The organism is Aliiroseovarius sp. (assembly GCF_030148435.1).
Lineage (GTDB): Bacteria > Pseudomonadota > Alphaproteobacteria > Rhodobacterales > Rhodobacteraceae > JASBTN01.
Genome location: NZ_JASBTN010000011.1, coordinates 1 through 24,603, shown reverse-complemented (window position 1 = coordinate 24,603; position 24,603 = coordinate 1). Strand labels below are relative to the sequence as shown.

Genomic DNA, 24,603 nt, shown 5'->3' with positions numbered 1-24,603 from the left:
CCAAGCGGCGATTACGCGGTCAGTTCGCGTACCCGGCCGGCCAGCCAGGTCAGGTCGGCATCTTCGATGCCCAGCTCTTCCAGGTGGTCGGCGGTGTTGTAGAGATATTCCGTATTCGGCCCACGCCCGCCCACGGCGGTCGAGATGATCTGCGCCTGTTCTTCGAGCCCCAGCGAGCAATACTGCACATGGTCGGGGTCGATTACGTAAGTCACGGCGTCCACCCGGCGCCCGTCGTGTAACAGGATCTCGAGTTCCCGTTCCAGGTAGGCCGAGGAGATCAGCTCGCGTTCACGCAGGGCGGCCAGGGTTTCATCATGGCTTTCCGGGCAGACACGGAAGGCCAGCCCGTCGCATTCCGCGCCACCATGTTCGTCCAGCGCCAGCACCAGACCGGGATGGTCCGAGGTGCCGCGATGGTGGATCGAGCGCATGCAGAAGCTGCGCCAGTAGCCCGGCAGGGTGGCGGTCAGTTTTTCCACATAGACAAAACCCGGGTGCCACATCAGCGATCCGTAGCCAAACACCCACAGTTCCGTATTGCTCATCGGTCTGGTCCTCGTTGCCCGGGGCCTATAAACACGGGATCAGATCGAAGGGGAAGAGGCGAAATGCGCAAACTTCTGGTGATAGCAGCCCTGTTGGGTGCCCTGTGGGGCGGGTACTGGTTCATTGGCTCCTCGGCAATGGAACGGGGGCTGGTGGCCTGGATCGGCGACCGGCAGACGGATGGCTGGGTCGCGGAATATGCCACGTTGGACACGCGCGGCTTTCCCAGCCGCTTCGATACAACGATAACCGATCTGGAGCTGGCAGACCCCCGCACCGGCATCGCCTGGTCGGCACCCTGGTTCCAGATCCTGTCCCTGTCCTACCGCCCGTATCATGTGATCGCGGTCTGGCCGGACAAGCAGGTGCTGGCCACGCCCCATGAACGGATCGAGATCTCGGCGGCGGGCATGCGTGGCTCCATCGTGCTGGAGCCCCAGACCTCGCTTCCGCTGGATCGCTCGTCGATCGTGGCAGAGCGGGTGGAACTCGGGTCGAGCGCGGGCTGGGCCGCGTCGATGGAACAGGCGCAACTGGCCACGCGGCGCACGCCGGCCGTGCTGAACTCCTACGATTTCAGCCTGGACGCACGTGGCGTGAGACCGGCGTCGGGCTTCGTGGAGCTGATATCACGCGGGGTGCTGTTGCCCGAGGTCTTCGGCGGGCTGGAAATCCGGGCAACGGTTGAATTCGACGCGCCCTGGGATCGCTTCGCCATAGAACGGGCGCGACCGCAGCCCCGGCGCATTCAGCTGGATATCCTCAAGGCGCAATGGGGTGAGCTGGACCTGTGGATGGCGGGCGAACTCACGGTGGATCGCGCGGGTCTTGCGACTGGCGAGATCACCGTCAAGGCGAAGAACTGGCGCGACATGGTGACGATTGCCGTGGGCGCGGGCGTGCTGTCCGCGGAATTCGAGGGTACGGTGACGTCTGTACTGGAGTTCCTGTCGGGCCTGTCCGGCGACAAGGAGACGCTGGACACGCCACTGAAATTCGACCGGGGCCGGGTTTGGTTCGGCCCGGTGCCGCTGGGTCAGGCGCCGCGTTTCGTGATCCGCTGAGCGTTACCGGCAGTAGGATCCGTTGCGATACCGCGCGGTATCCACATGCAGGTGATCCTGGTGGTAGCGGTCGGCATCCGGGCCCAGCACCGTGCCGAAGGGTCCGCAGGCAGCGGCATGGGACGCTTTCAGAACCTTGCCCTGAACCGGGTCACGCCAACCGTTCAGCACGTTGATGGACACCCCGTTCTTCAGCACGAGGCCGGAAATGTCGATCGCACGGCCCTTGCCATGTTCGCTGATCTCGGCCCCCGGCTGGTTGTTGCGGGTCCGGCAGGAATAATGCGCGGCAACCTGCAAGCTGGAAAGCCCGCCGCCCAGGCGCCCGACCGCCGGTTTCACCCCGGTCTTGACCCAGTCGTTCAGCACCTCGGCCGTATTGCAATCCATGACCGACGGCTGGCTGAGCGCCACACCCGCAACCTCGGTCACGCGCACGGCATCCGGGATGCCGCAGCCGGGCAGACGGCCCGGAATCGAATCAATCTTCTGGCCCCGGATTTCCCGCACGCCACAGACCGAGCCGCGCCGGCTCTGCCGGGTGCTGCGGGCCGCGCTGACGGGAGCGGGCGCTGACGTCGCCATATAGGCGGAGCGCGTGGCCGGGCGCCGCTTCGGGCGTGGCGAGCGCGTGACGGCTGAACCGGTCATGGGGGCGGACAGGCTGGCCACCGCGGCATCTATGGCAGCGGAAACCACCTCGTGGCTCCCCGGTCTGCGCTGCGGAGTCGGCGAGCGGCGCGGCGCCTGTTCGGTGGCCGTCGCGACCGACCCCACGACAGGCGGCACAACGGTGCCCGATTCCGGCCGCTTGATCGGTCGCGGCGAAGTCGCGGGCGCATAGGCGATAGCCTGCCCCGCCACCGCCAAGCCCAGGATCAGCGTCAAAACCAGTGCCGTCGGCGATTTCACGTATGCTGCCCTCCGCGCCCGAAATCCGGGGCATCCGTATCCTGCCCCGCCTCGATGATACCACGACGGATCGCGCGCGTGTGGGTGAAATAATCATGCAGCAGCTCGCCATTGCCGGTGCGGATGGCGCGTTGCAGGGCGAAAAGCTCCTCGGTGAAACGGCCGAGGATCTCCAGCGTCGCTTCCTTGTTGGTCAGGAATACATCGCGCCACATGGTCGGGTCAGAGGCCGCGATACGGGTGAAGTCGCGGAACCCGGCGGCGGAATACTTGATGACCTCGCTGTCAGTCACCCGGCGCAGGTCGTCGGCCACACCCACCATCGTATAGGCGATCAGGTGCGGCGTGTGGCTGGTCACGGCCAGCACCAGATCGTGGTGATCCGCATCCATCACATCGACATTCGAGCCCATGCCCTTCCACAGGTCCACCAACCGGTCGGTCGCGGCTTTCTCGGTCCCTTCGACCGGCACGATCAGGCACCAGCGGTTATCGAAGAGTTCGGCAAAGCCGGAGGTCGGCCCGCTGTGCTCGGTCCCCGCCAGCGGGTGGCCGGGGATGAAATGCACGCCTCCCGGGATATGCGGCTGCACCGCGTCGATCACGGCGCGTTTCACCGAGCCCACATCGGTTACGGTCGCGCCCGGCTTCAGATGCGGTGCAATCTCGGTGGCAACCCCCCCCATGGCACCCACGGGCACGGCCAGCACGATCAGATCGGCGTCTTTCACGGCTTCGGCTGCGGTTTCGGTCACACGGTCGACCAGGTTGATCCCGGCGGCGACCTTGCGAGTTTCGGCGGACCGCGCAGTGCCGACGATCTCGCCCGCCAGCCCGCCTCGGCGCATGGCATGGGCCATCGACCCGGCGATCAGCCCCAGCCCGATCAGGGCAACACGTTGATAGATCACGCTCATTCCACCGCTCCCCTGAACCGTCCGATCACATGGGCCACGCGGCGGCAGGCGGATTCGTCGCCCACGGTGATGCGCAGCGCCTCGGGAAAGCCGTAGCCGCCGACCCGGCGCACGATCAGCCCCTCGGCCTTCAGCGCCTCGTCGCAGGCCACGGCCTCGGTCTCGTCGGCAAATCGCACCAGCAGGAAGTTGGCGTGACTTTCGTCCACGTCCAGCCCGTGGCCGGTCAGCGATTCACGCAGCCAGACACGCAGGCGGTCGTTTTCGCGAATGCAGCGTTCGACATGATCGCGATCGCGCAGGGCGGCCTCGGCGGTGGCGAGTTGCGGTTCGGACAGGTTGAAAGGCCCGCGAATGCGGTTCAGCACATCGATCACTTTTGCCGGGCCATAGCCCCAGCCGACCCGCAAGCCCCCCAGCCCATAGGCCTTGGAGAAGGTGCGCGTCATGACCACGTTGTCATGGCTGTCCACCAGCGAGGCGCCGCCGTCATACCCGTCCTCGAACTCGGCATAGGCACCGTCCAGAACCAGGAGCACCTTCCCGGGCAGGCTGTCGGCCAGGCGTTTCAACTCGGATGCATTGACCATCGTTCCGGTCGGATTGCCCGGGTTGGCTATGAACACCAACCGCGTACGCCGGGTGCAGCCCGCCAGGATCTTGTCCACATCCACAACGCGATCTGTCTCGCCAACCATGACCGGCGTCGCCCCGGCGGCCAACGCCGAGATCCTGTACATGGAAAACCCGTGTTCGGTATAGATCACCTCGTCCCCCACGCCCGCATAGGCCTGACAGAGGAAGGCGATGATCTCGTCCGAGCCGACGCCGCAGATGATGCGATCGACATCCAGCCCGTGCTGATCCGCGATGGCCGTGCGCAGCGATGTGTGATGGGTGTTGGGATAGCGATGCAGGTCGTGGCTGGCGCGGCGAAAGGCGTCCATCGCCTTGTCGCTGGGCCCGAACGGGTTTTCGTTCGAGCTGAGTTTGACCACGTCACTCACACCCTCGATCTTCGAGGCCCCGCCCTGGTAAGGCGCGATCTCCAGAATTCCTGGCTGCGGCTTGATATCGCTCATGTCCCGGCTCCTTGATTGCGCTTCTCTTAACGTCGGGCCGGGGTGGCGAAAAGGGGCAATGGGGCGCGCATGCAGATTGCGCGCCCCTGTGGCGCTTAGGCCGCTTTGGCCCGGCGCGTCCATTGGCCAGTGGCCGGGTCGAAGGCATATCTGGACCGGTGCCGGTCGATATTGGCGGCAAGCTCCGTGACCGCGTCCAGAATACGCGCCACTTTCTCCGTGTCGTCCAGATAGGTGAAATTGAGCCGCGTCCAGCCCGGCTTTTCGACCATGTCTCCTGCGGCAAGAGCATCATGAATGGCCTGGGATTGCGCCTGTTCGATACCCAGCAGCCGGTGGCCATACGGCCCCGCACAGGCACACCCGCCCCGCGCCTGGATACCGTAAAGGTCCGACAGCATCCGGGCAAACAGCTGGGGCGAGACCGGTTCCCCTGCCCCGTCCCGGATGATCAGCGAAAAGATCGGCAGGCGATGCGGCTTGTCCGCGCCCAGGATTGTGATCTGCGGGTTGGCGCCCCAGGCGGCCTCGGCCATGGCGCGAAAACGGGCCTCGCGGGCGGCAATGATGCCTTCGCCCACCGCCTCCTTGACCAGAAAGGCAAGCCCCGCGCGGATATCGCCGACGATGTTGGGCGTGCCTGCCTCTTCGCGGGCCGCAAGGTCGTCGACATAGTCATGCCGCCAGGGCGAAACGAAACTGACCGTGCCGCCGCCGGGCCACGAGGGGCACCGCGCCCGCACTGCGTCCTTGCGCAGGATCAGCACGCCCGACGCCCCCGGTCCGCCCGGGAACTTGTGCGGGGAAACGGCGATGCCGTCCATACGCGTCGCGTCGATCCGCAGATAGGGGCCGGCGCCGGCATAGTCCCAGACCGAAAGCGCGTCATGCGCCCGCAGGAGGTCGATCACCGGATCCGGGTCGGTGACAATGCCGGTCACGTTGGAGGCCGCGGAAAAGGCGCCGATCTTCAGGTCCGCCTGGCTGTGTTCATGTAGCGCCCGGGCCAGTGCCTCCAGATCCGGGCCACCCTCAGGCGCCTCGGGAATTTCCACCACCTCGGCCCGGCTTTCGCGCCAGGGCAGGATGTTGGAGTGGTGTTCATAGGGCCCGATGAAGACCACCGGCCGTTCGGCGCGATTGACCCCCAACAGATGCACCAGCCGATTGAGCCCGGCGGTGGCGCCGGAGCCGGTAAAGATCACCTCATGCGCCTCACCCGACCCGGTGATGCGGGCAATCTCGGCCCGCGCGGCCTCCCGCAGTGCGGTGGTGTGGGCGCCGCAGAAGGAGGCGTCCGTATGGGTGTTGGCATAGAAGGGCAGCACCTCGTCGCGGATGAAATCCTCGACCTGGGTCAGCGCGCGACCCGAGGCAACATTGTCGGCATAGACCAGCGGCACGTCGCCCTCGCCCCCCGGGATCAGGCGCCCCTCGCCAATGAGCCCGGCCGACAGATCGCGCACGGCGTGAGTGGTGGTGATGTGGCGGCGAAATTCAGCAAGGTTCATGGCGGGGACTCCTGTGTTTCAGACAGGATGATCCGAATTGCCCGTGGAATTGCTACCTTTTTCTGCGTTGAAAGATCAAAACTTGGGTCATATGATCTGTTTATGAGCGATAATATAGATCATATTGACCGCGCCCTTCTGGCGGAACTGCAAAGGGACGCCTCCTTGTCGCAGCGGGAGCTGGCGGAACGGGTGGGCATGTCGCAGAATGCCTGCTGGCGGCGCTTGCAGGCGCTGACGTCAAAGGGGGTTCTGGACGGATCGCGCGCGCGGATCAGCCGCGAGGCGCTGGGACTGGACCTGGTGGTTTTCGTCATGCTGCGCACCCGGCACCATTCGGCCGACTGGCTGGCCACGTTCCGCCGCCATGTGCTGACCATACCGGAGGTGGTGGATTTTCACCGTATCGGAGGGGATTACGACTATCAACTCAAGGTCGTGACCCAGGACATGGCAAGCTATGACCGGGTCTATCAGCGGCTGATCGAAGGGGTCGAACTGGATTCAGTCACCAGCTATTTCGCAATGGAGGCGATTGCCGAAAACCGCCCCCTGCCGTTGTAATCCGGATCACCCGGCGAATTCATAGGCGGTTTTGACCACCGTGTAGAACTCGGCGGCATAGCGCCCCTGCTCGCGCGACCCGTGCGAGGACCCTTTGCGCCCGCCAAACGGCACGTGGTAATCCACGCCCGCCGTGGGCAGGTTCACCATCACCATGCCGGCCTTGGACCGACGCCTGAAATCGCGCGCATGTTTCAGGGACGAGGTGCAGATGCCGGAGGAGAGGCCGAACTCGGTGTCGTTCGCCACCGCCAGCGCCTCGTCGTAATCCGCGACCTTGATGATCGAGGCACAGGGGCCGAAGATCTCTTCGCGCGACGACCGCATGCTGTTGGTTGCGTTCACGAACATGGCCGGGGCCTGGAAATAGCCTTCGGTGTCGCGGTTCAGCCGTTCGCCGCCGATCACCTCGGCGCCCTCTTTGCCGGCGATCTCGACATAGGACAGGTTGTTCGCCAACTGTTTTTCCGACACCACCGGGCCCACCTGCGTGGCGGCGTCCAGCGGGTTGCCGACGGTCAGCGCCTGCATCTCGGAGGACAGCCGCTCAACGAAAATGTCGTGAATCCCCGCTTCGACCACGATGCGCGACGAGGCCGTGCAGCGCTGCCCGGTCGAGAAGAAGGCTCCATTCAGGATCGCAGGAACAGCCACGTCCAGATCGGCGTCATCCAGCACGACCATCGGGTTCTTGCCCCCCATCTCCAGCTGAATCTTCTTCATGCCCCGGGCGGCCTCGGCGGCCAGGTTCCGGCCAACCGGCACCGAGCCGGTAAAGGAAATCGCATCGACCTTCGGGTGGTTCACGATCGCGTCGCCCACGACCGAGCCACGCCCCATCACCAGGTTGAACACGCCCGCCGGGCAGCCCGCCGCGTCTATGATTTCGGCCAGCGCATGGGCCGAAGCCAGGGTCAGGTCCGCAGGTTTGAACACCACGGTGTTGCCATAGGCCAGCGCAGGGGCAATCTTCCAGGCCGGGATGGCGATCGGAAAATTCCACGGCGTGATCAGGCCGACCACGCCGACCGGTTCGCGGGTGACTTCCACAGCCACATCCGGGCGAACCGAGGCGACGGCATCGCCGGTGACGCGGATCGCCTCGCCGGCGAAGAAGCGGAAAATCTGGGCGGCACGAAAGGTCTCGCCCTTGGCCTCGGCCAGGGTCTTGCCCTCTTCGCGTGCCAGCAGCGTGCCGATCTCATCGGCGCGGGCGAAGAGTTGCAGCGCCACGCGCTCCAGCAGGTCGGACCGCACCTGAGGCGAGGCCATGGCCCAGCCGTCCAGCGCCGCATTGGCGGCGTCGACGGCCGCGTTCACCTGGTCCACATCGGCGCGGGCATAGGTACCGACCAGGTCGGACAGGTCCGCCGGGTTGCGGTTTTCCGATGCGTCGGACGCACCGATCCATTCCCCGGCAACGAGGTTCTTTTTCATCGTCATGTCTCCGAAAGGAAAGCGGGCGGCCCGCAAAATTACCTTGGGGCCGCCCGGTGTAGATCAGGCAAACGCCTGCAGCCCGGTCTGGGCGCGGCCGAGGATCAGGGCGTGCACGTCATGGGTGCCTTCGTAGGTGTTGACCGTTTCCAGATTCACCATGTGGCGCATCACGTGGAAGTCCTGGGAAATGCCGTTGCCGCCGTGCATGTCCCGGGCGTGGCGGGCGATCTCCAGCGCCTTGCCGCAATTGTTGCGCTTGATCAGGCTGACCATCTCGGGCGCGGCCTTGGCCTCGTCCATCAGCCGGCCGACACGCAGCGCGGCCTGCAGGCCAAGAGCGATCTCGGTCTGCATGTTGGCCAGTTTCAGCTGGAACAGCTGCGTCTGCGCCAGCGGCTTGCCGAACTGCTTGCGGTCCAGCCCGTATTGCCGCGCGCCGTGCCAGCAGGCCTCCGCCGCGCCCATCGCGCCCCAGGCAATGCCGTAACGCGCCCGGTTCAGGCAGCCGAACGGGCCTTTCAGACCTTCCACGTCGGGCAGCAGAGCCTCCTCACCGACTTCGACATTGTTCATCACGATCTCGCCCGTAATGGATGCGCGCAGGCTGAGTTTTCCTTCGATTTTCGGAGCCGAGAGCCCCTTCATGCCCTTTTCAAGCACGAAACCCTTGATTTTCCCTTCATGGGCGTCGGATTTCGCCCAGACCACGAAAACATCGGCGATTGGCGCGTTGGAAATCCACATCTTGGACCCGTTCAGCACATAGCCGCCTTCGGTCTTCTTGGCGGTGGTTTTCATCCCGCCCGGATCCGAGCCCGCGTCAGGTTCGGTCAGGCCGAAACAGCCAATATACTCACCGGAGGCCAGCTTGGGCAGGTATTTTTCCCTTTGTTCTTCCGTGCCATAGGCATAGATCGGGTACATCACCAGCGACGACTGCACGGACATCATCGAGCGGTAGCCACTGTCCACGCGCTCCACCTCGCGGGCGACCAGACCATAGGTCACATAACCCGCGCCAATGCCGCCGAACTTCTCGGGGATAGTGGTGCCGAGCAGGCCCATCTCGCCCATCTCGCGGAAGATCTCGGGGTCGGTGGTCTCGGTCGCGAAGGCATCCGTGACGCGGCTCATCAGCTTGTCCTGCGCATAGGCGGCGGCGGCATCGCGCACCATGCGCTCGTCCTCCGCCAGTTGGTCCTCCAGCAGGAACGGGTCGTCCCAGGTAAACCCGGACAGCGCCGGCTGCGACTGCGGGGATAGGTCTTTGGCCATGGGTCAGCTCCTTATTCAGCCGCTTGCGCGGTGGTGTTGATGGCAGCCTCGATCGAGGCTTCGATGATGTCCAGCGCCTCGTCGATCTGGGTCATCGGAGTGGTCAGCGGCGGCAGCAGGCGCACGGCGTTGGCGCGGGTGCCACAGGGCAGAATGATCAGCCCGCGGGCCTCGGCCTCGGCCACGATGGCCTGGGTCAGCGCCGCATCGGGGTTGTTGGTGGTGCGGTCAGCAACCAGTTCGAAGGCCACCATGGCGCCCAGGCCGCGCACGTCACCGATGGCTTCCATGCCCTGACGGTCGGCGATGGCATTCAGGCGCGCCTTGATGACCTCACCGATTTCGGTGGCCCGGGCGCAGAGGTCTTCCTCTTCGATCACGTCCAGCACCGCGTTTGCGGCAGCCACGGCCAGCGGGTTGCCCGCATAGGTGCCGCCGATGCCGCCAACGGGGGCGGCATCGACGATCTCGGCCCGGCCGGTCACGGCTGAGAGCGGGAAGCCACCCGCCAGGCCCTTGGCCATGGCCACCAGATCAGCGGCCACGTTCGCATGTTCGAAGGCGAAGAGTTTGCCGGTCCGGGCGATGCCGGCCTGCACCTCATCCGCAATCAGAACGATGCCATGATCGTCACAAATCTTGCGCAGCGCGCGCAGGAATTCGGGTTGTGCGATATTGAAACCGCCTTCGCCCTGCACCGGCTCGATGATCATCGCGGCAACCCGCTCGGGGTCGATCGAGCTCTTGAACATATTGTCCAGCACGGCCAGCGATTGTTCCACGCTCACGCCGTGGAACTCGTTCGGGAAGGGGGCGTGCAGCACTTCGGGCGGCATGGCGCCGAAGCTCTTCTTGTACGGCGTGACCTTGCCACAAAGCGCCATGCCCATCAGCGTGCGGCCGTGGAAGGCACCCGAGAAGGCAATGACACCGGAGCGGCCGGTATAGGCGCGGGCCATCTTGACGGCGTTTTCGACGGCTTCGGCGCCAGTTGTCACCATCATGGTTTTCTTGGCGAATTCGCCGGGAGTCGCGGCGTTCAGACGCTCGGCCAGGGCCACATAGCTTTCATAGGGCGCAACGTGGAAACAGGTGTGGGTGAACTGTTCAGCCTGTTTGGCGACGGCTTCCATCACCCTGGGGTGACGGTGCCCGGTGTTGTTCACCGCGATCCCGGCGGCGAAATCGATGAAACGCTTGCCATCGGCGTCCCACAGTTCCGAGTTTTCGGCGCGCACGGCATAGATGCCGCGGGTGGCCACGCCCTTGGCGACAGCAGCGTCGCGGCGGGTTTTCAGATCCTGACTGTTGCTCACAGCGTCCTCCTCAGCGAAAGTCGATACGATTCCCAGAGTGTATTGCTCAAAAATCTGAGCATTGCTAGTAAAAAAACGAGCAGTATCCTGCGATTCGCCGCTCGGCACCGCTCGGCAGAAACCAAAGGAGCGCCAAAGGTGGCCAATGATTTCGATGTAGGCTCAAGACTTAAAGAGCTTCGCACACAGTTCAATCTCTCGCAACGGCAGCTTGCAGAAGCCGCCGGAGTACCGCATGGGCAGATCTCAATGATCGAAACAAACCGGTCTTCTCCGTCCGTGGCAAGTTTGCGCAAAATTCTGGGCGGCTTTGGAATCACCATGTCCGAGTTTTTCGAGCCGGACGAGGCGCCGATGCAGCAACCTTTCTTCACACCCAGCGAATTGCGCGACCTGACCTCGCAGCTCTACGCGGACGGGGACGGCATGATCCGCCTGAAACAGGTGGGCGATGCGAAGGTGCATGGGTTGCAGCTGCTGCATGAACGTTACGAACCCGGCGCGGATACCGGCGAGAGCATGATCGAACACGAAGCCAACGAGGGCGGGATCGTCATCGCGGGCGAGCTGGAGGTCACGGTGGGCGACGACGTCCGCATCCTGAAAGCAGGCGATGCCTATCTGTTCGACAGCCGCAATCCGCACCGGTTCCGCAATATCTCGGACCGTGCGGCCGAGGTCATATCGGCCTGCACACCCCCCTATCTGTAAAGGACGCACATGCACCCTCTTGAAGGCCTGAAGGTCGTTGAACTTGCCCGCATTTTGGCCGGGCCGTGGATTGGTCAGGCGCTGGCGGATCTGGGCGCCGAAGTCACCAAGGTCGAAAGCGCGGCCGGGGATGATACCCGCAGCTGGGGCCCGCCCTTCATCGAGCGCGAGGGCGACAGGACCGCCGCCTATTTCTACGCGGCGAACCGCGGCAAGCACTCGGTCGTGGCGGATTTCCGCACGCCGGAGGGGCAGGAACTGGTGCGGGATCTGATCAGGGACGCCGACATCCTGATCGAGAATTTCAAGGTCGGCGGGCTGGCCAAGTACGGTTTGGATTACGACAGCGTGAAAGAGCTGAACCCGCGGCTGATCTACTGTTCGATCACCGGGTTCGGACAGGACGGACCCTATGCGGCGCGCGCGGGCTATGACTTCCTGCTGCAGGGCATGTCGGGGCTGATGTCGATCACCGGCGAGCCGGAGCGTCAGCCGCTCAAGGTCGGCGTGGCGGTCACGGATGTGGTCACGGGGCTTTACGGCACGATCGGTGTGCTGGCGGCCGTGGAGCAACGCCACCGCACCGGCAAGGGGCAGCATGTGGATATGAGCCTGCTGGACTGCGCCACGGCGATGCTCGCCAACCAGGCGATGAATTACCTGGCGACCGGCGACAGCCCGGAACGCCGCGGCAACGATCATCCGAACATCGCGCCCTACCAGGCGCTGCCGGTGAAGGATGGACATTTCATCCTGGCGGTGGGCAACGACAAACAGTTCCTGCGCTTCTGCGGCGTGATCGACCGGCCGGACCTGGCTGGCAATCCGAATTACGCAACCAACCAGCTGCGGGTGCAGAACCGGGTCGCACTGACGGCCGAGATCGAAACTTCGCTGTCGGGCTGGACCGCGGCGGGCATTCTGGCCGCCTGCGAGAAGGCCACGGTGCCGGCGGGGCCGATCAACTCCATCGGACAGGCGTTCGATGATCCACAGGTCCGGCACCGCGGCATGGAGATCGCCCCGGAGGGCGTGAAGGGTGTGCGGGGACCGTGGACCTTCTCGGACGCCGAACTGAAGCTCGACAAGTCCGCGCCGGTGTTGCCGAAGACTTGAGAAAAAGCGGGCCGCCTTGGGGAAAGGCGGCCCGAAGTCGGGGAGAAAACCCGGACGTGACGGCGCCCAATGCGGGCGCCGTTCCTTGTTTCAGAAGATCAGGTTCGGCAGCCACAGCGCGATCTGGGGGAAGGCCACGACCAGGCCCAGACCGATGATCTGTAGCGCCACGAAGGGCAATGCCGCCTTGTAGATGTCACCAATGGTGATCTCGGGGGGGGCAACCGAGCGCATGTAGAACAGGTTGTAGCCGAACGGCGGCGTCAGGTAGGCCGACTGCATCGACAGGATGAACAGCACGGCAAACCATGTGGTGTCGAAGCCCATTTCGCGCACGATCGGCACGAACAGGGGCACGGTGATGAAAACGATGGCGAAATCGTCCAGGAACATGCCCAGTATGAAATAGGTCGCCAGCATCGCCACGATCACCATCATCGGCGGCAGGTCGAAATCCTCGATGACCTCGCCGACGATCATGCCCGCGCCGAGGCCCACGTAGATCTTGGAAAAGAACACCGCAGCGATGGTGATCCACATCAGCATGCCCATCAGCTTGGTCGTGGTCAGCATGACATAGCGCATCATGTCCCAGTTCACCCGCCCATGCAGGGCGGCGATGACCAGAGCGCCGAAAGCGCCGATGGCCGAAGCTTCGGAGGGTGAGGTCACGCCGCCGATGATGCAGCCCAGCACGGTGGCGATCAGCAGCCCCGGTGCGATCAGGTGGCGCAGGGATTTCAGCTTCTCGATGCCGGAAAACCGCTCTTCCGGCGGGGCGGGCGGGCCGAGCTCCGGGTTGATGCGGCAGCGGGTCAGCACATAAAGCATGTAGATCCCCGCCAGCATCAGCCCCGGCACAAGCCCGGCGGCAAAAAGCTTGCCGACGCTGTCACGGCTCAGGAAGGCGTAGATGATCATCAAGACCGAGGGCGGGATCAGGAACCCCAACGCGCCGCCAGCCATGATCGTGCCCGTCACCAGCTTCTTGTCATAGCCCCGGTTCAGCATCGCCGGCAGCGCGATGATGCCCAACGACACCGTGGCCGCGCCCGACACGCCGGCCATGGCAGCGATCAGCGCACAGATGATGACGGTGCCGATGCCCAGCCCTCCGGGTACGCCGCCCATCAGCTTGTGGATCATCTCGAACAGGTCATCGGTGATGCCCGATCTTTGCAGCACCAGCCCCATGAAGATGAACAGGGGCAACGCGACCAGCAGGAAATTGTCCATCGCCGAATAGGTCGAGCTGACCAGCAGGTCCAACCCGCCCGGCCCCCAGAGCACATAGGCGCTGCCGACGCCAGAAATCGTCAATGCCCAGGCCAGCGGCGCCCCCAGCGCCATCAGCGCCAGCATCGACAGGAACATGATTGCCGTGATCGTCAGCGGATCGAGTTCGGCCATGAGTTTCCCTCCCCGGACGGCCCCGCGCCGCCCGCCAGTTGTTGTCAGCCCTGCGCCTTGTCCAGGAGCTCGGGGTCGATGTCGCCTTCGACCGCCGGTTCACGCGGATCGGTAAACTCGATCCCCAGCATGGTCAGAAGCGCACGCAGCCATTCGGCGATGTTCTGCAGGATCACCAGCGCCACCGCGATAGGGATCACCGTCTTGATCGGATAGACCACCGGCTGCCAGATCGACTTGTTGGAATATTCGCGCACCTCCCAGGAATGGGCGGCAAAATCGACGGCCAGTTTCAGGAACACGCCCAACACCACCAGACCCAGCGTATAGACCAGCAGGTCACAGCCCGCCTTAACGCGCGGATGCATCAGGCCGTAGATGACCTCGGAGCGCACATGACCGCGATGGCGCAGCGTGTAGCCGCCCGCGAGCATGCAGAAGGCGCCATAGAGCATGGTCGAGGTCTCATGCGCCCAGATCGTCGGCGCATTGAGGAAATAGCGCGCCACGATTTCCAGCACGAGCACGCCGATCATCGCCAGCGTCAACCACGAAATGGCCCGCCCGACGTGGTCGGACAGGCCATCCTGGAGGACAAGATATCTTGTCACCAGCTTCATTATTACAAGCGACCCTGCGCCTTCGCATTGTCGATCAGCAGCTGCACCATGGCCTTGTTACGCTCGGAGCGCGCGGCCTCTTCGGTCCAGACACCCTGGGCGGCGACGGTGATCGCGGCCGAGTCCGCCTCGGGCAGGGTGGCGTATTCGAAGGTGCCCTCGGCCACGCCTGCGTTGCCTTCGGCCAGCCAGTTGTGGATGTCATCGGCGAACATGGCGATCCCGTCTTTCAGGATCTGCTTGTGCTCGTCCGACAGGGCCTCCCACTTGGCCGGGTTGGCCAGGAAAGTCTCGGTCCAGCCGGGCATCAGCATGTTCATGAAGGTGTAGTTGGTGGCGGTCTCGTGCAGCTTCAGCTGCTCATATTCCACCGGGCCACCGTAGATGGCGCCGTCGATCACGCCGGTCGACATGCCGATGTAGAGCTCCTGCGCGGGCAGGTAGACGGTCGGGATGCCGAAGTAATCCAGCACCTTGGCCACGTTCGAGGTGGCACGGATCTTGCGGGTCTGCAGGTCGGCCAGCGAGGTCACGGGCTCCTTGGTCAGGAGATCGTAGTTGTGGCCGTAGCCCTTGCCCAGAAAGACGGTGCCGGCCTCGGCATAGGCCTCGGTCAGAATCGACTGCATCTCGTCCGAGCCGAACAGCGCCTTGGCTTCCTCGACCGAGGTCCAGGCGCCGGGCAGGCCGGCTTCGATATTGCCGATATCGACCTGGCCGGACCAGTAGCCGCCGTGGCCGTGCACGATGTCCAGCGTGCCCTTGGCAACCGCATCGGCAAACTGGTCGGAGGCGACAAGCTCACCGCCGCGGAAATACTGGATGCGCAGCGAGCCGCCCGAGGCTTCCTTGACATAGTCCTTGAACTTGTCAGCGATCGGGTCGATCTCGGTGCCGTAGAACGTGTGGAAGCGCAGGCGCACGGTCTCGGCGCTGGCAGCGGTGGCCATGGCACCCAGGGTCAGGGCACTGGTCATCGCACCCAGGACGGCGCGGCGGGTGAAAGTCGTGAAGTTCATGATGTCTCCTCCTCAAAGGGCGCAGGGCACGCGCCCGGTTCCTTGCGCTGTCGGAACGAAGGCGACCCGCCCCGGATGACAGCATGTTCGTCCCCTACACAGCGCCAGCACACTGCGCAAGATTTTAGGCATTATTTTGCGCAAAAAATAAACTGAACGCACGTTTTATTGAGCGACAGTCCGTTGAAATCTATCCAAACTCTATATTTTTCGCACATTTTGATCAAGCTTCGCCCAGAAAGGCGAAACACCATCGCTTCAATTTTCAAGCAACGAAATGCGGAGACTCATAGAAGATTCGCGGAGTTGATTCGCGCACCCTACGAAAGAAAAAACCGCCCCGAAGGGCGACTTTCCTCATCTCAGGTGGCAGGCAACCTGTTGGCCCTTGCCCAGATCCTTGAGCGGCGGCCTGGACTGCCCACAGCGCTCTTCGGCGATTGGACAGCGGGTGCGGAACACACAGCCCGAGGGCGGGTTCAGCGGCGAAGGCAGGTCGCGGTCCAGCAGCATGACTTCCTTTTCGCGTTCCGCCTGCGGATCCGGGATCGGCACCGCCGAGATCAGCGCCTCGGTATAGGGATGGCCGGGCGACCGGTAGAGCTGGCTGGCCTCGGAAATTTCCGCCACATTGCCCAGGTAGAGCACCATGACCCGGTCCGAGATGTGTTTTACCACGCTCAGGTCATGGGCAATGAAGATCAGGCTCAGACCCAGTTCTTCCTGCAACTCCATCAGAAGGTTGATCACCTGCGCCTGGATCGACACATCCAGCGCCGAGACCGGTTCGTCACAGATGATCAACCTGGGCTTCACGATCAGCGCCCGGGCGATGCCGATGCGCTGGCACTGGCCGCCGGAGAATTCGTGCGGGTAACGGTTTATCATGTTGGGCAGGATGCCGACCCGGTCCAGAACCTCACGCACGTGGTCCTTGACCTCGGGCGTCGAGAGGCCCGGGAAATGGGTCTTGAGCGGTTCGGCGACGATCTGGCCTATGGTCATGCGCGGGTCCAGGGACGCAAGGGGATCCTGGAAGATCATCTGCATTTCCTTGCGATGCGCGCGCATCTCGCGTTTCGACATCTCCAACAGGTCCTGGCCAAGCCAGAGCGCCTGCCCCGCCTCGGTCGGGACCATGCGCATGACGGCGCGCGCCAGCGTGGATTTGCCACAGCCGCTTTCGCCGACGATGCCCAGGGTCTCCCCGGGTTTCAGGTCAAAGCTCACGCCATCCACGGCCTTGAGCTTGTCCACCGGGGTCCAGGGCATGGCGCCGGGGCGTTTCACGTCGAACCAGACCTTCAGGTCACGAACGGTCAGAAGGGGGGATTGCTCAGTCATTGGTCAACTCCTCCAGCGTGCGGTGACAGGCCCGGCGGCGCACCGCGCGCCCGGGCACCCCGGTCAGCGCCGGGCGGTGATGCAGGCAGGTCTCGTCCGAAAAGCCGCAGCGCGGCTCGAACGGGCAGCCGTGGGGCATGTTCATCATGTTGGGCGGGCTGCCCGGGATAGTGGCCAGTTCGGCGCTTTCCACGTCCAGACGCGGCACGGCTTTCAGCAGCCCCATCGTGTAGGGATGGGTCGGAAGCTCGAACAGCCCCTCGGTGGTGCCGTATTCCATCTGCTGCCCGCCATACATGACCAGGGTTTCCTTGCAGGATCCCGCCACCACGCCCAGGTCGTGGGTAATCAACACGATGGCCATGCCAAGTTCCTTCTGCAGGTCGGCCATCAGCGTCATGATCTGCGCCTGCACGGTCACGTCCAGCGCCGTGGTCGGTTCATCCGCGATCAGGATATCGGGCTTGCACAGAAGCGACATGGCGATCATCACCCGCTGCCGCATACCGCCCGAGAACTCGTGCGGATACATGTTCACCCGTTTCTTGGCCTCGGGAATGCGCACCGCATCCAGCATGCACACGCTTTCCTTGACCGCGTCCCGCTTGGACATGCCCTTGTGCAGCTGCAACACCTCGGCCATCTGGTCGGACACGCGCAGATAGGGGTTCAGGCAGGTCATCGGATCCTGAAAGATCATCGCGATGCGTTCCGCGCGGATCGCGTTCAGGAGCGGCAGCGGCGCGTTCAGGATCTCTTGCCCATCCAGTTTGACCGACCCACCCGCGCGGCCATTTTGAGCGAGCAGGCCCATCATGGCAAACACCGTCTGGCTTTTGCCCGATCCGCTTTCACCAACGATGCCCAGGGTCTCGCCCCGGCGCAGGTCGAAGCTGATCCGGTCCACCGCGGTCACGGTGCCATCGGGAGTATCGAATGTGACGCTCAGGTCACGGACTTCAAGAAGTGCCATCGTCAAACCTCAGCGATCCTTGGGGTCGAGCGCATCGCGCAGACCGTCCCCGATGAAGAAGAAACAGAAGATCGTGATCACGAAGAAGCACAGCGGGAAGGCCAGCTGCCAGAGCGTGCCGTAGTTCATGCTCTTCACCCCTTCGGAAATCAGCGCGCCCCAGCTCGTGTCCGGTTCCTGAACGCCCAGGCCCAGGAAGGAAATGAAGCTTTCCGTCAGGATCATCTGCGGCACCAGCAGGGTGGCATAGACCACCACCACGCCCAGAAGGTTGGGCACGATATGGCGCAGGATGATACGGTGGGTGGGCACGCCGATGGCCACGGCGGCCTCGACGAATTCACGGTTTTTCAGGCTCAGCGTCTGGCCGCGCACGATCCGGCTCATGTCGAGCCAGGCCGTGAGGCCGATCCCCACGAAGAGCATCGAGATTGAACGCCCGAACACCACCAGCAGCAGGATCAGCACGAACATGTAGGGGATCGACATGAAGATATCGACCAGGCGCATCATGACGCCGTCCACACGCCCGCCGACGAAGCCCGCGACCGAGCCATAAAGCGTGCCGACCATCACCGCGATGAAGGCGCCGACCAGGCCAACGGACAGCGAAATCCGGCTGCCCTGAACCACGCGGGCATAGAGGTCGCGCCCGCTTTCGTCGAAGCCGAACCAGTGGCCATTTGTCAGCGAGGGCGCCCCCAGCTCCTTGACCGAGCCCATGACGTCCCAGTCGATGGTCTCGTTGTCGAACTGGGTCACGTGGTCGCCGAAAAGCGAGAAGGCGAAGATCAGCACCAGCACCACGACCGAGGCCATGGCGGCGCGGTTCGCAACGAACCGGCGGCGCGCATCGGCCCAGAGCGAGCGGCCCTTTACCTCGCCACCGGCCGAGAGGTTCTCGGCCAGTTCGGCGGTGCGCTTCTGCGAGAAGGGTTGAACGAGTTTGTCTGTCATGTCGCCCTCCTCACAGCCGGATCTTCGGATCGATCCAGGCGTAGAGGATGTCGATCACCATGTTGAACAGGATCGTCATCGAGCCCAGAAGGATCGTCAGCCCCATCATCACCGCGTAGTCGCGGTTGAAGGCCGAGTTGACATAGAAATAGCCGATGCCGCCAGTGCCGAAGATCGCGTCGATGATGAAGCTGCCCGTGACCATGCCCACGAAGGCCGGGCCGAGGTAGCTGATCACCGGCAAGAGCGAGGGTTTCAGCGCGTGGCGCAGGATGATGGTGCGATCCGGCAGGCCCTTGGCCCGCGCGGTGCGGATGAAGTTCGAGCGCAGCACTTCCAGCATGGACGAGCGTGTCAGGCGCGCGATCGAGGCCATGTAGGAGGTCGACAGTGCAATCACCGGCATGATGATGTGCTGCCACTGGCCACCGTTCCAGCCACCCCCGGGCAGCCAGCCCAGCCAGAGGGTAAAGACCAGGATCAGGATCGGGCCCATGACGAAATTCGGCAGCACCTGCGCACCGATGGTCACGCCCACGGCGAAATAGTCCAGCCAGCTGTTCTGGCGAATGGCAGCCGCCACGCCCAGCGCGCCGCCGACGATCACTGCCACAAGAAACGAGATGATCCCGTAGGTCAGCGTCACCGGGAAGCCCTGCGCGATTATGTCGTTCACCGTGCGGTCCTTGTATTTGTAGGACGGGCCGAAGTCGAATTCGGTCGCGATACCGACCAGGTAGTTCCACAGCTGTTTCCACAGCGGGTCGTCCAGGCCGTATTTCGCGTTGATGTTGTCCAGAACCTGCTGCGGCAGCGGGCGTTCCGAGGTGAAGGGACCACCTGGCGCTGTCTGCATGAGCCAGAAGGAGGCCACCAGCAGGATCAGCAGCGTCGGGATTGCCACGGCAACCCGGCGGAGAATGAAGTTGAACATAGGGTCTCGGGCCTTGTGTCTGGGGGCGGTCCGTCTGGGCCAGTCCGCGCTCCGGGAAGGCAAAGGGGCACCGCGCGGGGAACGCGCGACGCCCGGTTTCAGGTCAGATCATTCGGCAATCTTGTACAGGTTGCGCGAATACCAGTTCTGCTCGACGTTCTTGACCGGCCAGTTTTCCAGGTCGGTGGCGATCATGAAGTTGCCCGCATAGTGGTAGATCGGGATCAGCGGCATATCGACGGCGATGATTTCCTCGATCTTGGTGTAGTTGGCCTGCGGGTCGGCCATGGTCTTGGCTTCGGCCAGCAGGGCGTCGACCTCGGCAGAGGCATATTTGGCGTCGTTGTAGCCCGAGCCCGACTGGACCAGATCCAGGAAGGTCGAAGCTTCGTTATAGTCGCCACACCAGCCCGCACGCGCGATCTGGTAGTCCTGGTTGCCGCGGGTCTCCAGGAAGGTTTTCCATTCCTGGTTCGACATCGTGACCTTCACACCCAGGGTCTGTTTCCACATCTGGGCAATGGCGATCGCCACTTTCTTGTGGGCTTCCGAGGTGTTGTAGATCAGGTCGATTTCCAGCGGGTTGGACTTGTCATACCCAGCCTCAGACAGCAGTTCGGCGGCGCGGGCGTTACGCTCGGCCTGGGTCATGCCGGCATATTCGACGGCCGGAACCTGGAAGTTCGCCGTGGCGCCCGGGGTAAAGGTATAGGCTGCGGTCTGACCGCCCTGCAGCACCTTCTCGACGATTATGTCACGGTTCACCGCAAGCGACAGAGCCTGACGCACGCGCACGTCCTTCAGGAACTCCGGCGCGCTGTCCGACATGTTGATCGTGTAGTAGTAGGAGCACAGGCGCGGGAAGACGGTGGCCTCTTCCGGGTTCGACCCCTTCAGCGACGGGTACTGACCGGCCGGGATCTCGGTCCGGTCCAGCTCGCCGGCGAAATAACGGGTCAGCGCGACGTTCTCGTCATTGATGACCAGCGCGACGACCTTGTCGATGATGGTGGCGTCGTTGTTCCAGTACATCGGGTTACGCTCGCGCACGGAGCGCTCGTTCGGCACGTGCTCGGTCAGGGTATAGGCGCCGTTCACGACGATGTTGCCCGGTTTGATCCAGTCCGGCCCGTGCGCCTCGATCGCCCAGGCAGGCGCCGGGAAGGTCGAGGTGTGGGTCGTGGTCAGCGCGAAATAGGGCATCGGGTTTTCGAGGGTGACTTCCAGCGTGGTGTCGTCGATCGCACGCACGCCCAGCTCTTCCAGGCCCATTTCACCGGCCATGACGGGTCCGGCGTTCTTGAGGTTCATGACCTCGACATACCATTGGTAGGCCGACGCGGTGGCCGGGTCGGCCAGGCGGCGCCAGGCATAGACGAAGTCACCGGCAGTAACGGTCTTGCCATCCGACCACTTGGCATCGGGGCGCAGGGTAAAGGTATAGACGGTGTTGTCCTCGTTCACGGTATGCGACAGCGCCACGCCCGGCTCCAGGTTGCCCTCGGCGTCCTGGTTGTAGAGCCCTTCGAACAGGTCGCGCACAATCTCGGAACCGGTCACGTCCTCGACGATCTGCGGGTCGACCGAGGTGTGCTCGTCCAGCACGCGGTAGGTAAAGGTCTGATCGTCGGCCAGCGGCTCACCGGTTACGGGGTGGGTGCCGGCGGCGAAGGCCGGTGCGGCCAGCGAAACGGCCGAAGCCAGCAGAAGGGCTTTGGTAGAAAAGGTCATGAACGGGACTCCCTTGTCATGTGTCCAGTGCGCGGGGCTGGTCCTGATTTCAAAAACAAGACTCACCTCTCCCTGCGGATGGAGGAAAATAGGCGCGATGTTAGCGCGGAAACAACCGCTTTGGTCAAGGCGCGACATCGGGCCGGATTTCGTTGTCGATCTGTGGTGGGCGCCGCAAGTTTCCCGTCATTATTACGACGATGCCTGGCATATCGACGGCAACTGTGCGCGAAAACAACCGGCGCGCCCGGATTTCCGCCGGTGGGAACCGGCCAGATTGCTGCGACCTCGCGTCGCGATCTGCCTGTTTTTCTAAAGCGTTTCGAGAAAATCCTGATGCACGGGTTTTGCTCGAAACGCCCACAACATTAATTGGTTTCATGACGTTTCCACTCGAACCTGTCTTAGGTTCAAGTGGAACCGCTTTAAGGTTTCTGCGGGATCGGGGGCAGATGAAGACAGCCTTGGTGAAATCGGCAAAAGCCCGTCAATCCCGCCACCCAACAGATCAACAGGACCGACCGCATGGTCCCCGGGGGTCAGCGTCATGACCGAAACTTTCGCGTGGGAAACGGCGCTCTCCGGCCCGATGGCTCAACGTCTTACCCGACAGCGAACCGCTGTTTTTTGACTTGCGTAAACCTGTCCGGCCGGATGGGCATGGTGATGCGACGTCCGGAGCTGCGCACCAGCCCCTCGTCGGCCAGGCGTTTCAGCAGGCGCGACAGGGTTTCGGGCTGGATGCCCAGCATGTCGGAAATATCCTGACGCGAGATCGGCAGGCGCATCTGGTGCGCACCGTCCACTTCGGAACCATGGGCCTGCATCAGCTGTTCCAGCAGCGCCAGCAACCGGTCATGGTTGGACCGGGTCGCAGCCGCCTGCAAACGGTCCTGGTAGCTGTCAAGCTCGTCGGCGCAGCGCGTGGCAAGGCGCTCCATCACCGCAGGCGTGGCGCGGATCACCTGACCTGCGTCCCGGGCCGCCACGGTGCAGACGCGCGACGGCAGCAGCGCCTGGGCCTCGGTCCGGTGCTCGCGCCCGGTCAGGAAGGCACGATAACCGATCAATTCGCCGGGATAGGCCAGGCGCAGGAGATGCGAGCGGCCATCGGGTGCAAAGGCGCGCAGGGCAATCAGCCCGCGCGAGACGCAATAGACCCCGGTGCTGGGCGTGCCCTGGCTGAAAACCACCTCGCCCGCCGCCAGATCGCGCCGCACGAAGCCCCGTGTCAGGGTCGACAGAGAAGCACCTTCGACCGGTTGCCAAAGGCTGTCCTGTTTGAACCGGCACAGGCCGCAGGGGTGTTTCGGATCCGTCATTCAGCCTCGAAGCACTTTGAGGCGCGCCCGGAAGCGCGCGACATGGTGCAGCAGGTTTACCCGACGAAACCCCGCCGCGATTTGATCAGGATCAAACCCGCCCGGCGCGGCACCAGGCAGCCAGGGCACCCGGCTCGGCGGGCAGCGCCTCGGCCATACCGGCAGTGAACTCGTCGAAGGCCGCGCGGGTCTGCGCCCCCATGCCTAGGCCAACCAGCACCGGAACGCCCGCCTCCAGCGCCGTGGCGATGGCGGAGCGGAAACCGCGCCCCTCGGCCTCTTCGGGGCCGAACTTGTTGAGGATCAGCAGGTCGGCATGGGCCAGATCCCCGCCCTCGACCGCCGCGACAGAGGCCGCAATCCCCGCCGGGTCCAGACGGCAGGCGTCCGACCCCGCGCCCAGCGCCTGGGTGATCGGGATGACCGGCCCGTCGGGCAGAACCCGCACATGCATGTCGCAGCCATTGTCGAACTGGCTTTCATGCGCCATGTGCTTGACGATCCCGGCGGCCTTCACCCCCTCGGCGATCAGGGTCTCGGCCAGTTCGGCCAGAAGGCGGTCGGTCTCGCCGCGCCCTTCGGCGGTCAGGGTCGCAATTCTCATGCAGTCTTCCTTTCGTCACGCGCGGACCAGTCTGCCCCACGCGCGCCGGTAAGGAAACCGTCGGAAAGTCGCATGCCGCCGACCAGCGGTTCCAGCCGGTCCGCCAGGGCTTCGCCGTCGACCCGCCCGGCCACGCGATCGGCCCAGGCAGTGCAGACGCCCATGAAGTCTCCGGTCTGCGGCGACAGGCGCAGGGCGGTGACGCCCGCGTCGCGCAAAGCCTCGTATTGCAACGCCATCGAGGCGCAGCTGTCGGACAGGGTCTGCACGCCGTTCATGGCAAGGAACGGCTGATCCTCCATCGTTTTCACGGCCAACCCGTCCGGGTCATCCTCGCAGGCGAACTGGCAGTTGTCCTTGGTGCGTTTGTGCAGCCGCGCGTGGTAGCAACGGCCGGAGATCGCCAGCGGCAGGCGGCCATGGGCCCAGACCTCGATGGTGACACCGCGCGCGGCACCTTCGGCGGCAAGCGTCGCAACAGAGTCCAGCGGCAGTTCGGGCGGAATGCAGATCCGGGTGGCGCCCCGGTCCGCAAGCCAGGCCAGGGTGCCCTCGTTATAGACATTGACCAGTGGACCGACCGAGAAGGCCGCCCCTTCCGGCAGATAGGCCAGCGCGGTGAGGTCGTTTACCTCGACCTCCACGCCCGTTTCGGCCAGTTCGGCCATCGCCTTGCGTTCGCGTTTCAGCGTGATCAGCGCGAGCGAGGTCAGGCAGACCTGCTTGCCCGCCTCCTTCAGCGTTTCCACGGCGGCCGGGATACGGTCCTGGTAGAAGGGCATGCGTTTCGAGCACACAAGCTCGCCCAGCACGACGCGGTCAACCGGTGCCCCGGCCATCTGGTCATAGAAGGCGGTCCAGTTATCGGCTTTCCAGAAGAACTGGTTGGCTCCAAGGGTCAGTTCCATAGGCGTTACCTCCAGGTCTTCTTGTAGGCGCCGGTGGTGGCGGCCTGGCCTTCGGTCAGGCGGGCCAGCATGCCTTCGGGCAGAGGGCGGCCTTCGGCCTGGGCATCCACGGCGGCGCGGAAGTTCTTGACCACCTGGGCCACGTAGCTGCGCGAGCGCTGGCGGCCTTCGATCTTCAGCGCGGTGACACCCGCCTTGGCCAGCGCCGGGATCAGCTTTTCGGCGTTCAGGCTGACCGGATCCTCGAACAGGTGGCCGGTCTCCTTGCCTGCGCTGAAACAGCCCTTGCACAGGGTCGGATACGGCGCGGGTTCATCCTTGCCG

Annotated in this window: 24 protein-coding genes and 1 pseudogene; 5 read left to right on the top strand and 20 right to left on the bottom strand. The window is 64.0% G+C overall.

Translation table 11 applies throughout. From position 1 onward, the window contains the following. Nucleotides 1-11: 11 nt before the first annotated feature. Nucleotides 12-548, bottom strand: a complete 537-nt coding sequence (locus tag Q1V43_RS02440) for a gamma-glutamylcyclotransferase (RefSeq protein WP_300513570.1) — start codon at nt 546-548, stop codon at nt 12-14. 63 nt (nt 549-611) lie between these two features. On the opposite strand from Q1V43_RS02440, the gene Q1V43_RS02435 reads away from it, so the two are divergent. Then, entirely contained in the window at nt 612-1,613 is a 1,002-nt protein-coding gene (locus Q1V43_RS02435; protein ID WP_300513568.1) for a DUF2125 domain-containing protein, read from the top strand. A 3-nt stretch (nt 1,614-1,616) separates the two neighbouring features. Here Q1V43_RS02435 and Q1V43_RS02430 read toward each other — a convergent pair whose 3' ends face one another. From Q1V43_RS02430 to Q1V43_RS02415, 4 genes are all read right to left on the bottom strand, one after another. Beyond that, nucleotides 1,617-2,525: an extensin family protein gene (locus Q1V43_RS02430; protein WP_300513565.1), complete on the bottom strand. Its 909-nt coding sequence runs from the start codon at nt 2,523-2,525 to the stop codon at nt 1,617-1,619. Continuing rightward, nucleotides 2,522-3,442 carry a prephenate/arogenate dehydrogenase family protein gene (locus Q1V43_RS02425; protein ID WP_300513563.1) on the bottom strand — a complete coding sequence of 307 codons (921 nt, stop codon included), beginning with the start codon at nt 3,440-3,442 and terminating at the stop codon, nt 2,522-2,524. The genes Q1V43_RS02430 and Q1V43_RS02425 overlap by 4 nt, the downstream gene beginning before the upstream one ends. Beyond that, nucleotides 3,439-4,524, bottom strand: coding sequence for a histidinol-phosphate transaminase (gene hisC, locus Q1V43_RS02420; protein WP_300513561.1), 1,086 nt, complete (start codon nt 4,522-4,524; stop codon nt 3,439-3,441). Before hisC ends, Q1V43_RS02425 begins: the two co-directional genes overlap by 4 nt. Before the next feature lie 95 nt (nt 4,525-4,619). Continuing rightward, nucleotides 4,620-6,035, bottom strand: a complete 1,416-nt coding sequence (locus Q1V43_RS02415) for an aminotransferase class V-fold PLP-dependent enzyme (protein WP_300513559.1) — start codon at nt 6,033-6,035, stop codon at nt 4,620-4,622. Nucleotides 6,036-6,137: 102 nt separating this feature from the next. Here Q1V43_RS02415 and Q1V43_RS02410 point away from each other — a divergent pair, with 102 nt between their 5' ends. Then, nucleotides 6,138-6,599 (top strand): Lrp/AsnC family transcriptional regulator, encoded by a 462-nt coding sequence (locus tag Q1V43_RS02410; RefSeq protein WP_300513557.1) that lies wholly within the window; start codon nt 6,138-6,140, stop codon nt 6,597-6,599. Nucleotides 6,600-6,605: 6 nt separating this feature from the next. Here the strand turns inward: Q1V43_RS02410 and Q1V43_RS02405 are convergent, their stop codons facing one another. Genes Q1V43_RS02405 through gabT form a run of 3 tightly spaced genes read right to left on the bottom strand, consistent with a single transcriptional unit; the run spans nt 6,606 to nt 10,630 of the window. After that, nucleotides 6,606-8,042: an aldehyde dehydrogenase family protein gene (locus Q1V43_RS02405; RefSeq protein ID WP_300513555.1), complete on the bottom strand. Its 1,437-nt coding sequence runs from the start codon at nt 8,040-8,042 to the stop codon at nt 6,606-6,608. Between the two features lie 57 nt (nt 8,043-8,099). Then, a complete protein-coding gene (locus Q1V43_RS02400; protein ID WP_300513553.1) occupies nt 8,100-9,314 on the bottom strand; it encodes an acyl-CoA dehydrogenase in 1,215 nt (404 codons plus the stop codon). Nucleotides 9,315-9,325: 11 nt separating this feature from the next. Then, nucleotides 9,326-10,630, bottom strand: coding sequence for a 4-aminobutyrate--2-oxoglutarate transaminase (gene gabT / locus Q1V43_RS02395; RefSeq protein ID WP_300513551.1), 1,305 nt, complete (start codon nt 10,628-10,630; stop codon nt 9,326-9,328). A gap of 138 nt (nt 10,631-10,768) precedes the next feature. Here gabT and Q1V43_RS02390 point away from each other — a divergent pair. The 3 genes and pseudogenes from Q1V43_RS02390 to Q1V43_RS02380 all read left to right on the top strand — a co-directional run. Next, nucleotides 10,769-10,951: pseudogene (locus Q1V43_RS02390) on the top strand (helix-turn-helix transcriptional regulator); the annotation flags it as partial. After that, complete coding sequence (locus tag Q1V43_RS02385) at nt 10,952-11,341, top strand: cupin domain-containing protein (protein WP_300513630.1); 390 nt, start codon at nt 10,952-10,954, stop codon at nt 11,339-11,341. A gap of 9 nt (nt 11,342-11,350) precedes the next feature. Then, complete coding sequence (locus Q1V43_RS02380) at nt 11,351-12,457, top strand: CaiB/BaiF CoA-transferase family protein (RefSeq protein ID WP_300513549.1); 1,107 nt, start codon at nt 11,351-11,353, stop codon at nt 12,455-12,457. Nucleotides 12,458-12,547: 90 nt separating this feature from the next. Here Q1V43_RS02380 and Q1V43_RS02375 read toward each other — a convergent pair whose 3' ends face one another. The 12 genes from Q1V43_RS02375 to Q1V43_RS02320 all read right to left on the bottom strand — a co-directional run. Beyond that, a complete protein-coding gene (locus Q1V43_RS02375; protein ID WP_300513547.1) occupies nt 12,548-13,867 on the bottom strand; it encodes a TRAP transporter large permease subunit in 1,320 nt (439 codons plus the stop codon). A gap of 44 nt (nt 13,868-13,911) precedes the next feature. Continuing rightward, a complete protein-coding gene (locus Q1V43_RS02370) occupies nt 13,912-14,487 on the bottom strand; it encodes a TRAP transporter small permease subunit (RefSeq protein ID WP_300513545.1) in 576 nt (191 codons plus the stop codon). Between the two features lie 2 nt (nt 14,488-14,489). Continuing rightward, a complete protein-coding gene (gene dctP, locus Q1V43_RS02365; protein ID WP_300513543.1) occupies nt 14,490-15,506 on the bottom strand; it encodes a TRAP transporter substrate-binding protein DctP in 1,017 nt (338 codons plus the stop codon). Between the two features lie 357 nt (nt 15,507-15,863). Beyond that, entirely contained in the window at nt 15,864-16,850 is a 987-nt protein-coding gene (locus Q1V43_RS02360) for an oligopeptide/dipeptide ABC transporter ATP-binding protein (RefSeq protein WP_300513541.1), read from the bottom strand. Further along, the gene (locus Q1V43_RS02355) at nt 16,843-17,823 is read right to left on the bottom strand and encodes an oligopeptide/dipeptide ABC transporter ATP-binding protein (protein WP_300513539.1); all 981 of its coding nucleotides are present in this window, start codon (nt 17,821-17,823) and stop codon (nt 16,843-16,845) included. The genes Q1V43_RS02360 and Q1V43_RS02355 overlap by 8 nt, the downstream gene beginning before the upstream one ends. A gap of 9 nt (nt 17,824-17,832) precedes the next feature. After that, entirely contained in the window at nt 17,833-18,780 is a 948-nt protein-coding gene (locus tag Q1V43_RS02350; protein WP_300513537.1) for an ABC transporter permease subunit, read from the bottom strand. Between the two features lie 10 nt (nt 18,781-18,790). Next, nucleotides 18,791-19,714 carry an oligopeptide ABC transporter permease OppB gene (oppB, locus tag Q1V43_RS02345; protein ID WP_300513535.1) on the bottom strand — a complete coding sequence of 308 codons (924 nt, stop codon included), beginning with the start codon at nt 19,712-19,714 and terminating at the stop codon, nt 18,791-18,793. 108 nt (nt 19,715-19,822) lie between these two features. After that, the gene (locus Q1V43_RS02340) at nt 19,823-21,445 is read right to left on the bottom strand and encodes a peptide ABC transporter substrate-binding protein (protein WP_300513533.1); all 1,623 of its coding nucleotides are present in this window, start codon (nt 21,443-21,445) and stop codon (nt 19,823-19,825) included. Between the two features lie 602 nt (nt 21,446-22,047). After that, a complete protein-coding gene (locus Q1V43_RS02335; RefSeq protein WP_300513531.1) occupies nt 22,048-22,767 on the bottom strand; it encodes a Crp/Fnr family transcriptional regulator in 720 nt (239 codons plus the stop codon). Between the two features lie 91 nt (nt 22,768-22,858). Continuing rightward, nucleotides 22,859-23,371, bottom strand: a complete 513-nt coding sequence (locus tag Q1V43_RS02330; RefSeq protein WP_300513529.1) for a DUF2478 domain-containing protein — start codon at nt 23,369-23,371, stop codon at nt 22,859-22,861. Continuing rightward, nucleotides 23,368-24,279, bottom strand: coding sequence for a U32 family peptidase (locus Q1V43_RS02325; protein WP_300513527.1), 912 nt, complete (start codon nt 24,277-24,279; stop codon nt 23,368-23,370). The genes Q1V43_RS02330 and Q1V43_RS02325 overlap by 4 nt, the downstream gene beginning before the upstream one ends. Nucleotides 24,280-24,284: 5 nt before the next feature. Next, nucleotides 24,285-24,603, bottom strand: a 319-nt coding sequence (locus tag Q1V43_RS02320; RefSeq protein ID WP_300513525.1) for a U32 family peptidase, incomplete at its 5' end; no start/stop codon positions are given.

Coding starts and splice junctions, on each gene's coding strand:
- Q1V43_RS02440 (WP_300513570.1), bottom strand. CDS start 548: ATGAGCAATACGGAACTGTGGGTGTTTGGCTACGGATCGCTGATGTGG.
- Q1V43_RS02435 (WP_300513568.1), top strand. CDS start 612: ATGCGCAAACTTCTGGTGATAGCAGCCCTGTTGGGTGCCCTGTGGGGC.
- Q1V43_RS02425 (WP_300513563.1), bottom strand. CDS start 3,442: ATGAGCGTGATCTATCAACGTGTTGCCCTGATCGGGCTGGGGCTGATC.
- hisC (WP_300513561.1), bottom strand. CDS start 4,524: ATGAGCGATATCAAGCCGCAGCCAGGAATTCTGGAGATCGCGCCTTAC.
- Q1V43_RS02415 (WP_300513559.1), bottom strand. CDS start 6,035: ATGAACCTTGCTGAATTTCGCCGCCACATCACCACCACTCACGCCGTG.
- Q1V43_RS02410 (WP_300513557.1), top strand. CDS start 6,138: ATGAGCGATAATATAGATCATATTGACCGCGCCCTTCTGGCGGAACTG.
- Q1V43_RS02405 (WP_300513555.1), bottom strand. CDS start 8,042: ATGACGATGAAAAAGAACCTCGTTGCCGGGGAATGGATCGGTGCGTCC.
- Q1V43_RS02400 (WP_300513553.1), bottom strand. CDS start 9,314: ATGGCCAAAGACCTATCCCCGCAGTCGCAGCCGGCGCTGTCCGGGTTT.
- Q1V43_RS02385 (WP_300513630.1), top strand. CDS start 10,952: ATGTCCGAGTTTTTCGAGCCGGACGAGGCGCCGATGCAGCAACCTTTC.
- Q1V43_RS02380 (WP_300513549.1), top strand. CDS start 11,351: ATGCACCCTCTTGAAGGCCTGAAGGTCGTTGAACTTGCCCGCATTTTG.
- Q1V43_RS02375 (WP_300513547.1), bottom strand. CDS start 13,867: ATGGCCGAACTCGATCCGCTGACGATCACGGCAATCATGTTCCTGTCG.
- Q1V43_RS02370 (WP_300513545.1), bottom strand. CDS start 14,487: ATGAAGCTGGTGACAAGATATCTTGTCCTCCAGGATGGCCTGTCCGAC.
- dctP (WP_300513543.1), bottom strand. CDS start 15,506: ATGAACTTCACGACTTTCACCCGCCGCGCCGTCCTGGGTGCGATGACC.
- Q1V43_RS02360 (WP_300513541.1), bottom strand. CDS start 16,850: ATGACTGAGCAATCCCCCCTTCTGACCGTTCGTGACCTGAAGGTCTGG.
- Q1V43_RS02355 (WP_300513539.1), bottom strand. CDS start 17,823: ATGGCACTTCTTGAAGTCCGTGACCTGAGCGTCACATTCGATACTCCC.
- Q1V43_RS02350 (WP_300513537.1), bottom strand. CDS start 18,780: ATGACAGACAAACTCGTTCAACCCTTCTCGCAGAAGCGCACCGCCGAA.
- oppB (WP_300513535.1), bottom strand. CDS start 19,714: ATGTTCAACTTCATTCTCCGCCGGGTTGCCGTGGCAATCCCGACGCTG.
- Q1V43_RS02340 (WP_300513533.1), bottom strand. CDS start 21,445: ATGACCTTTTCTACCAAAGCCCTTCTGCTGGCTTCGGCCGTTTCGCTG.
- Q1V43_RS02335 (WP_300513531.1), bottom strand. CDS start 22,767: ATGACGGATCCGAAACACCCCTGCGGCCTGTGCCGGTTCAAACAGGAC.
- Q1V43_RS02330 (WP_300513529.1), bottom strand. CDS start 23,371: ATGAGAATTGCGACCCTGACCGCCGAAGGGCGCGGCGAGACCGACCGC.
- Q1V43_RS02325 (WP_300513527.1), bottom strand. CDS start 24,279: ATGGAACTGACCCTTGGAGCCAACCAGTTCTTCTGGAAAGCCGATAAC.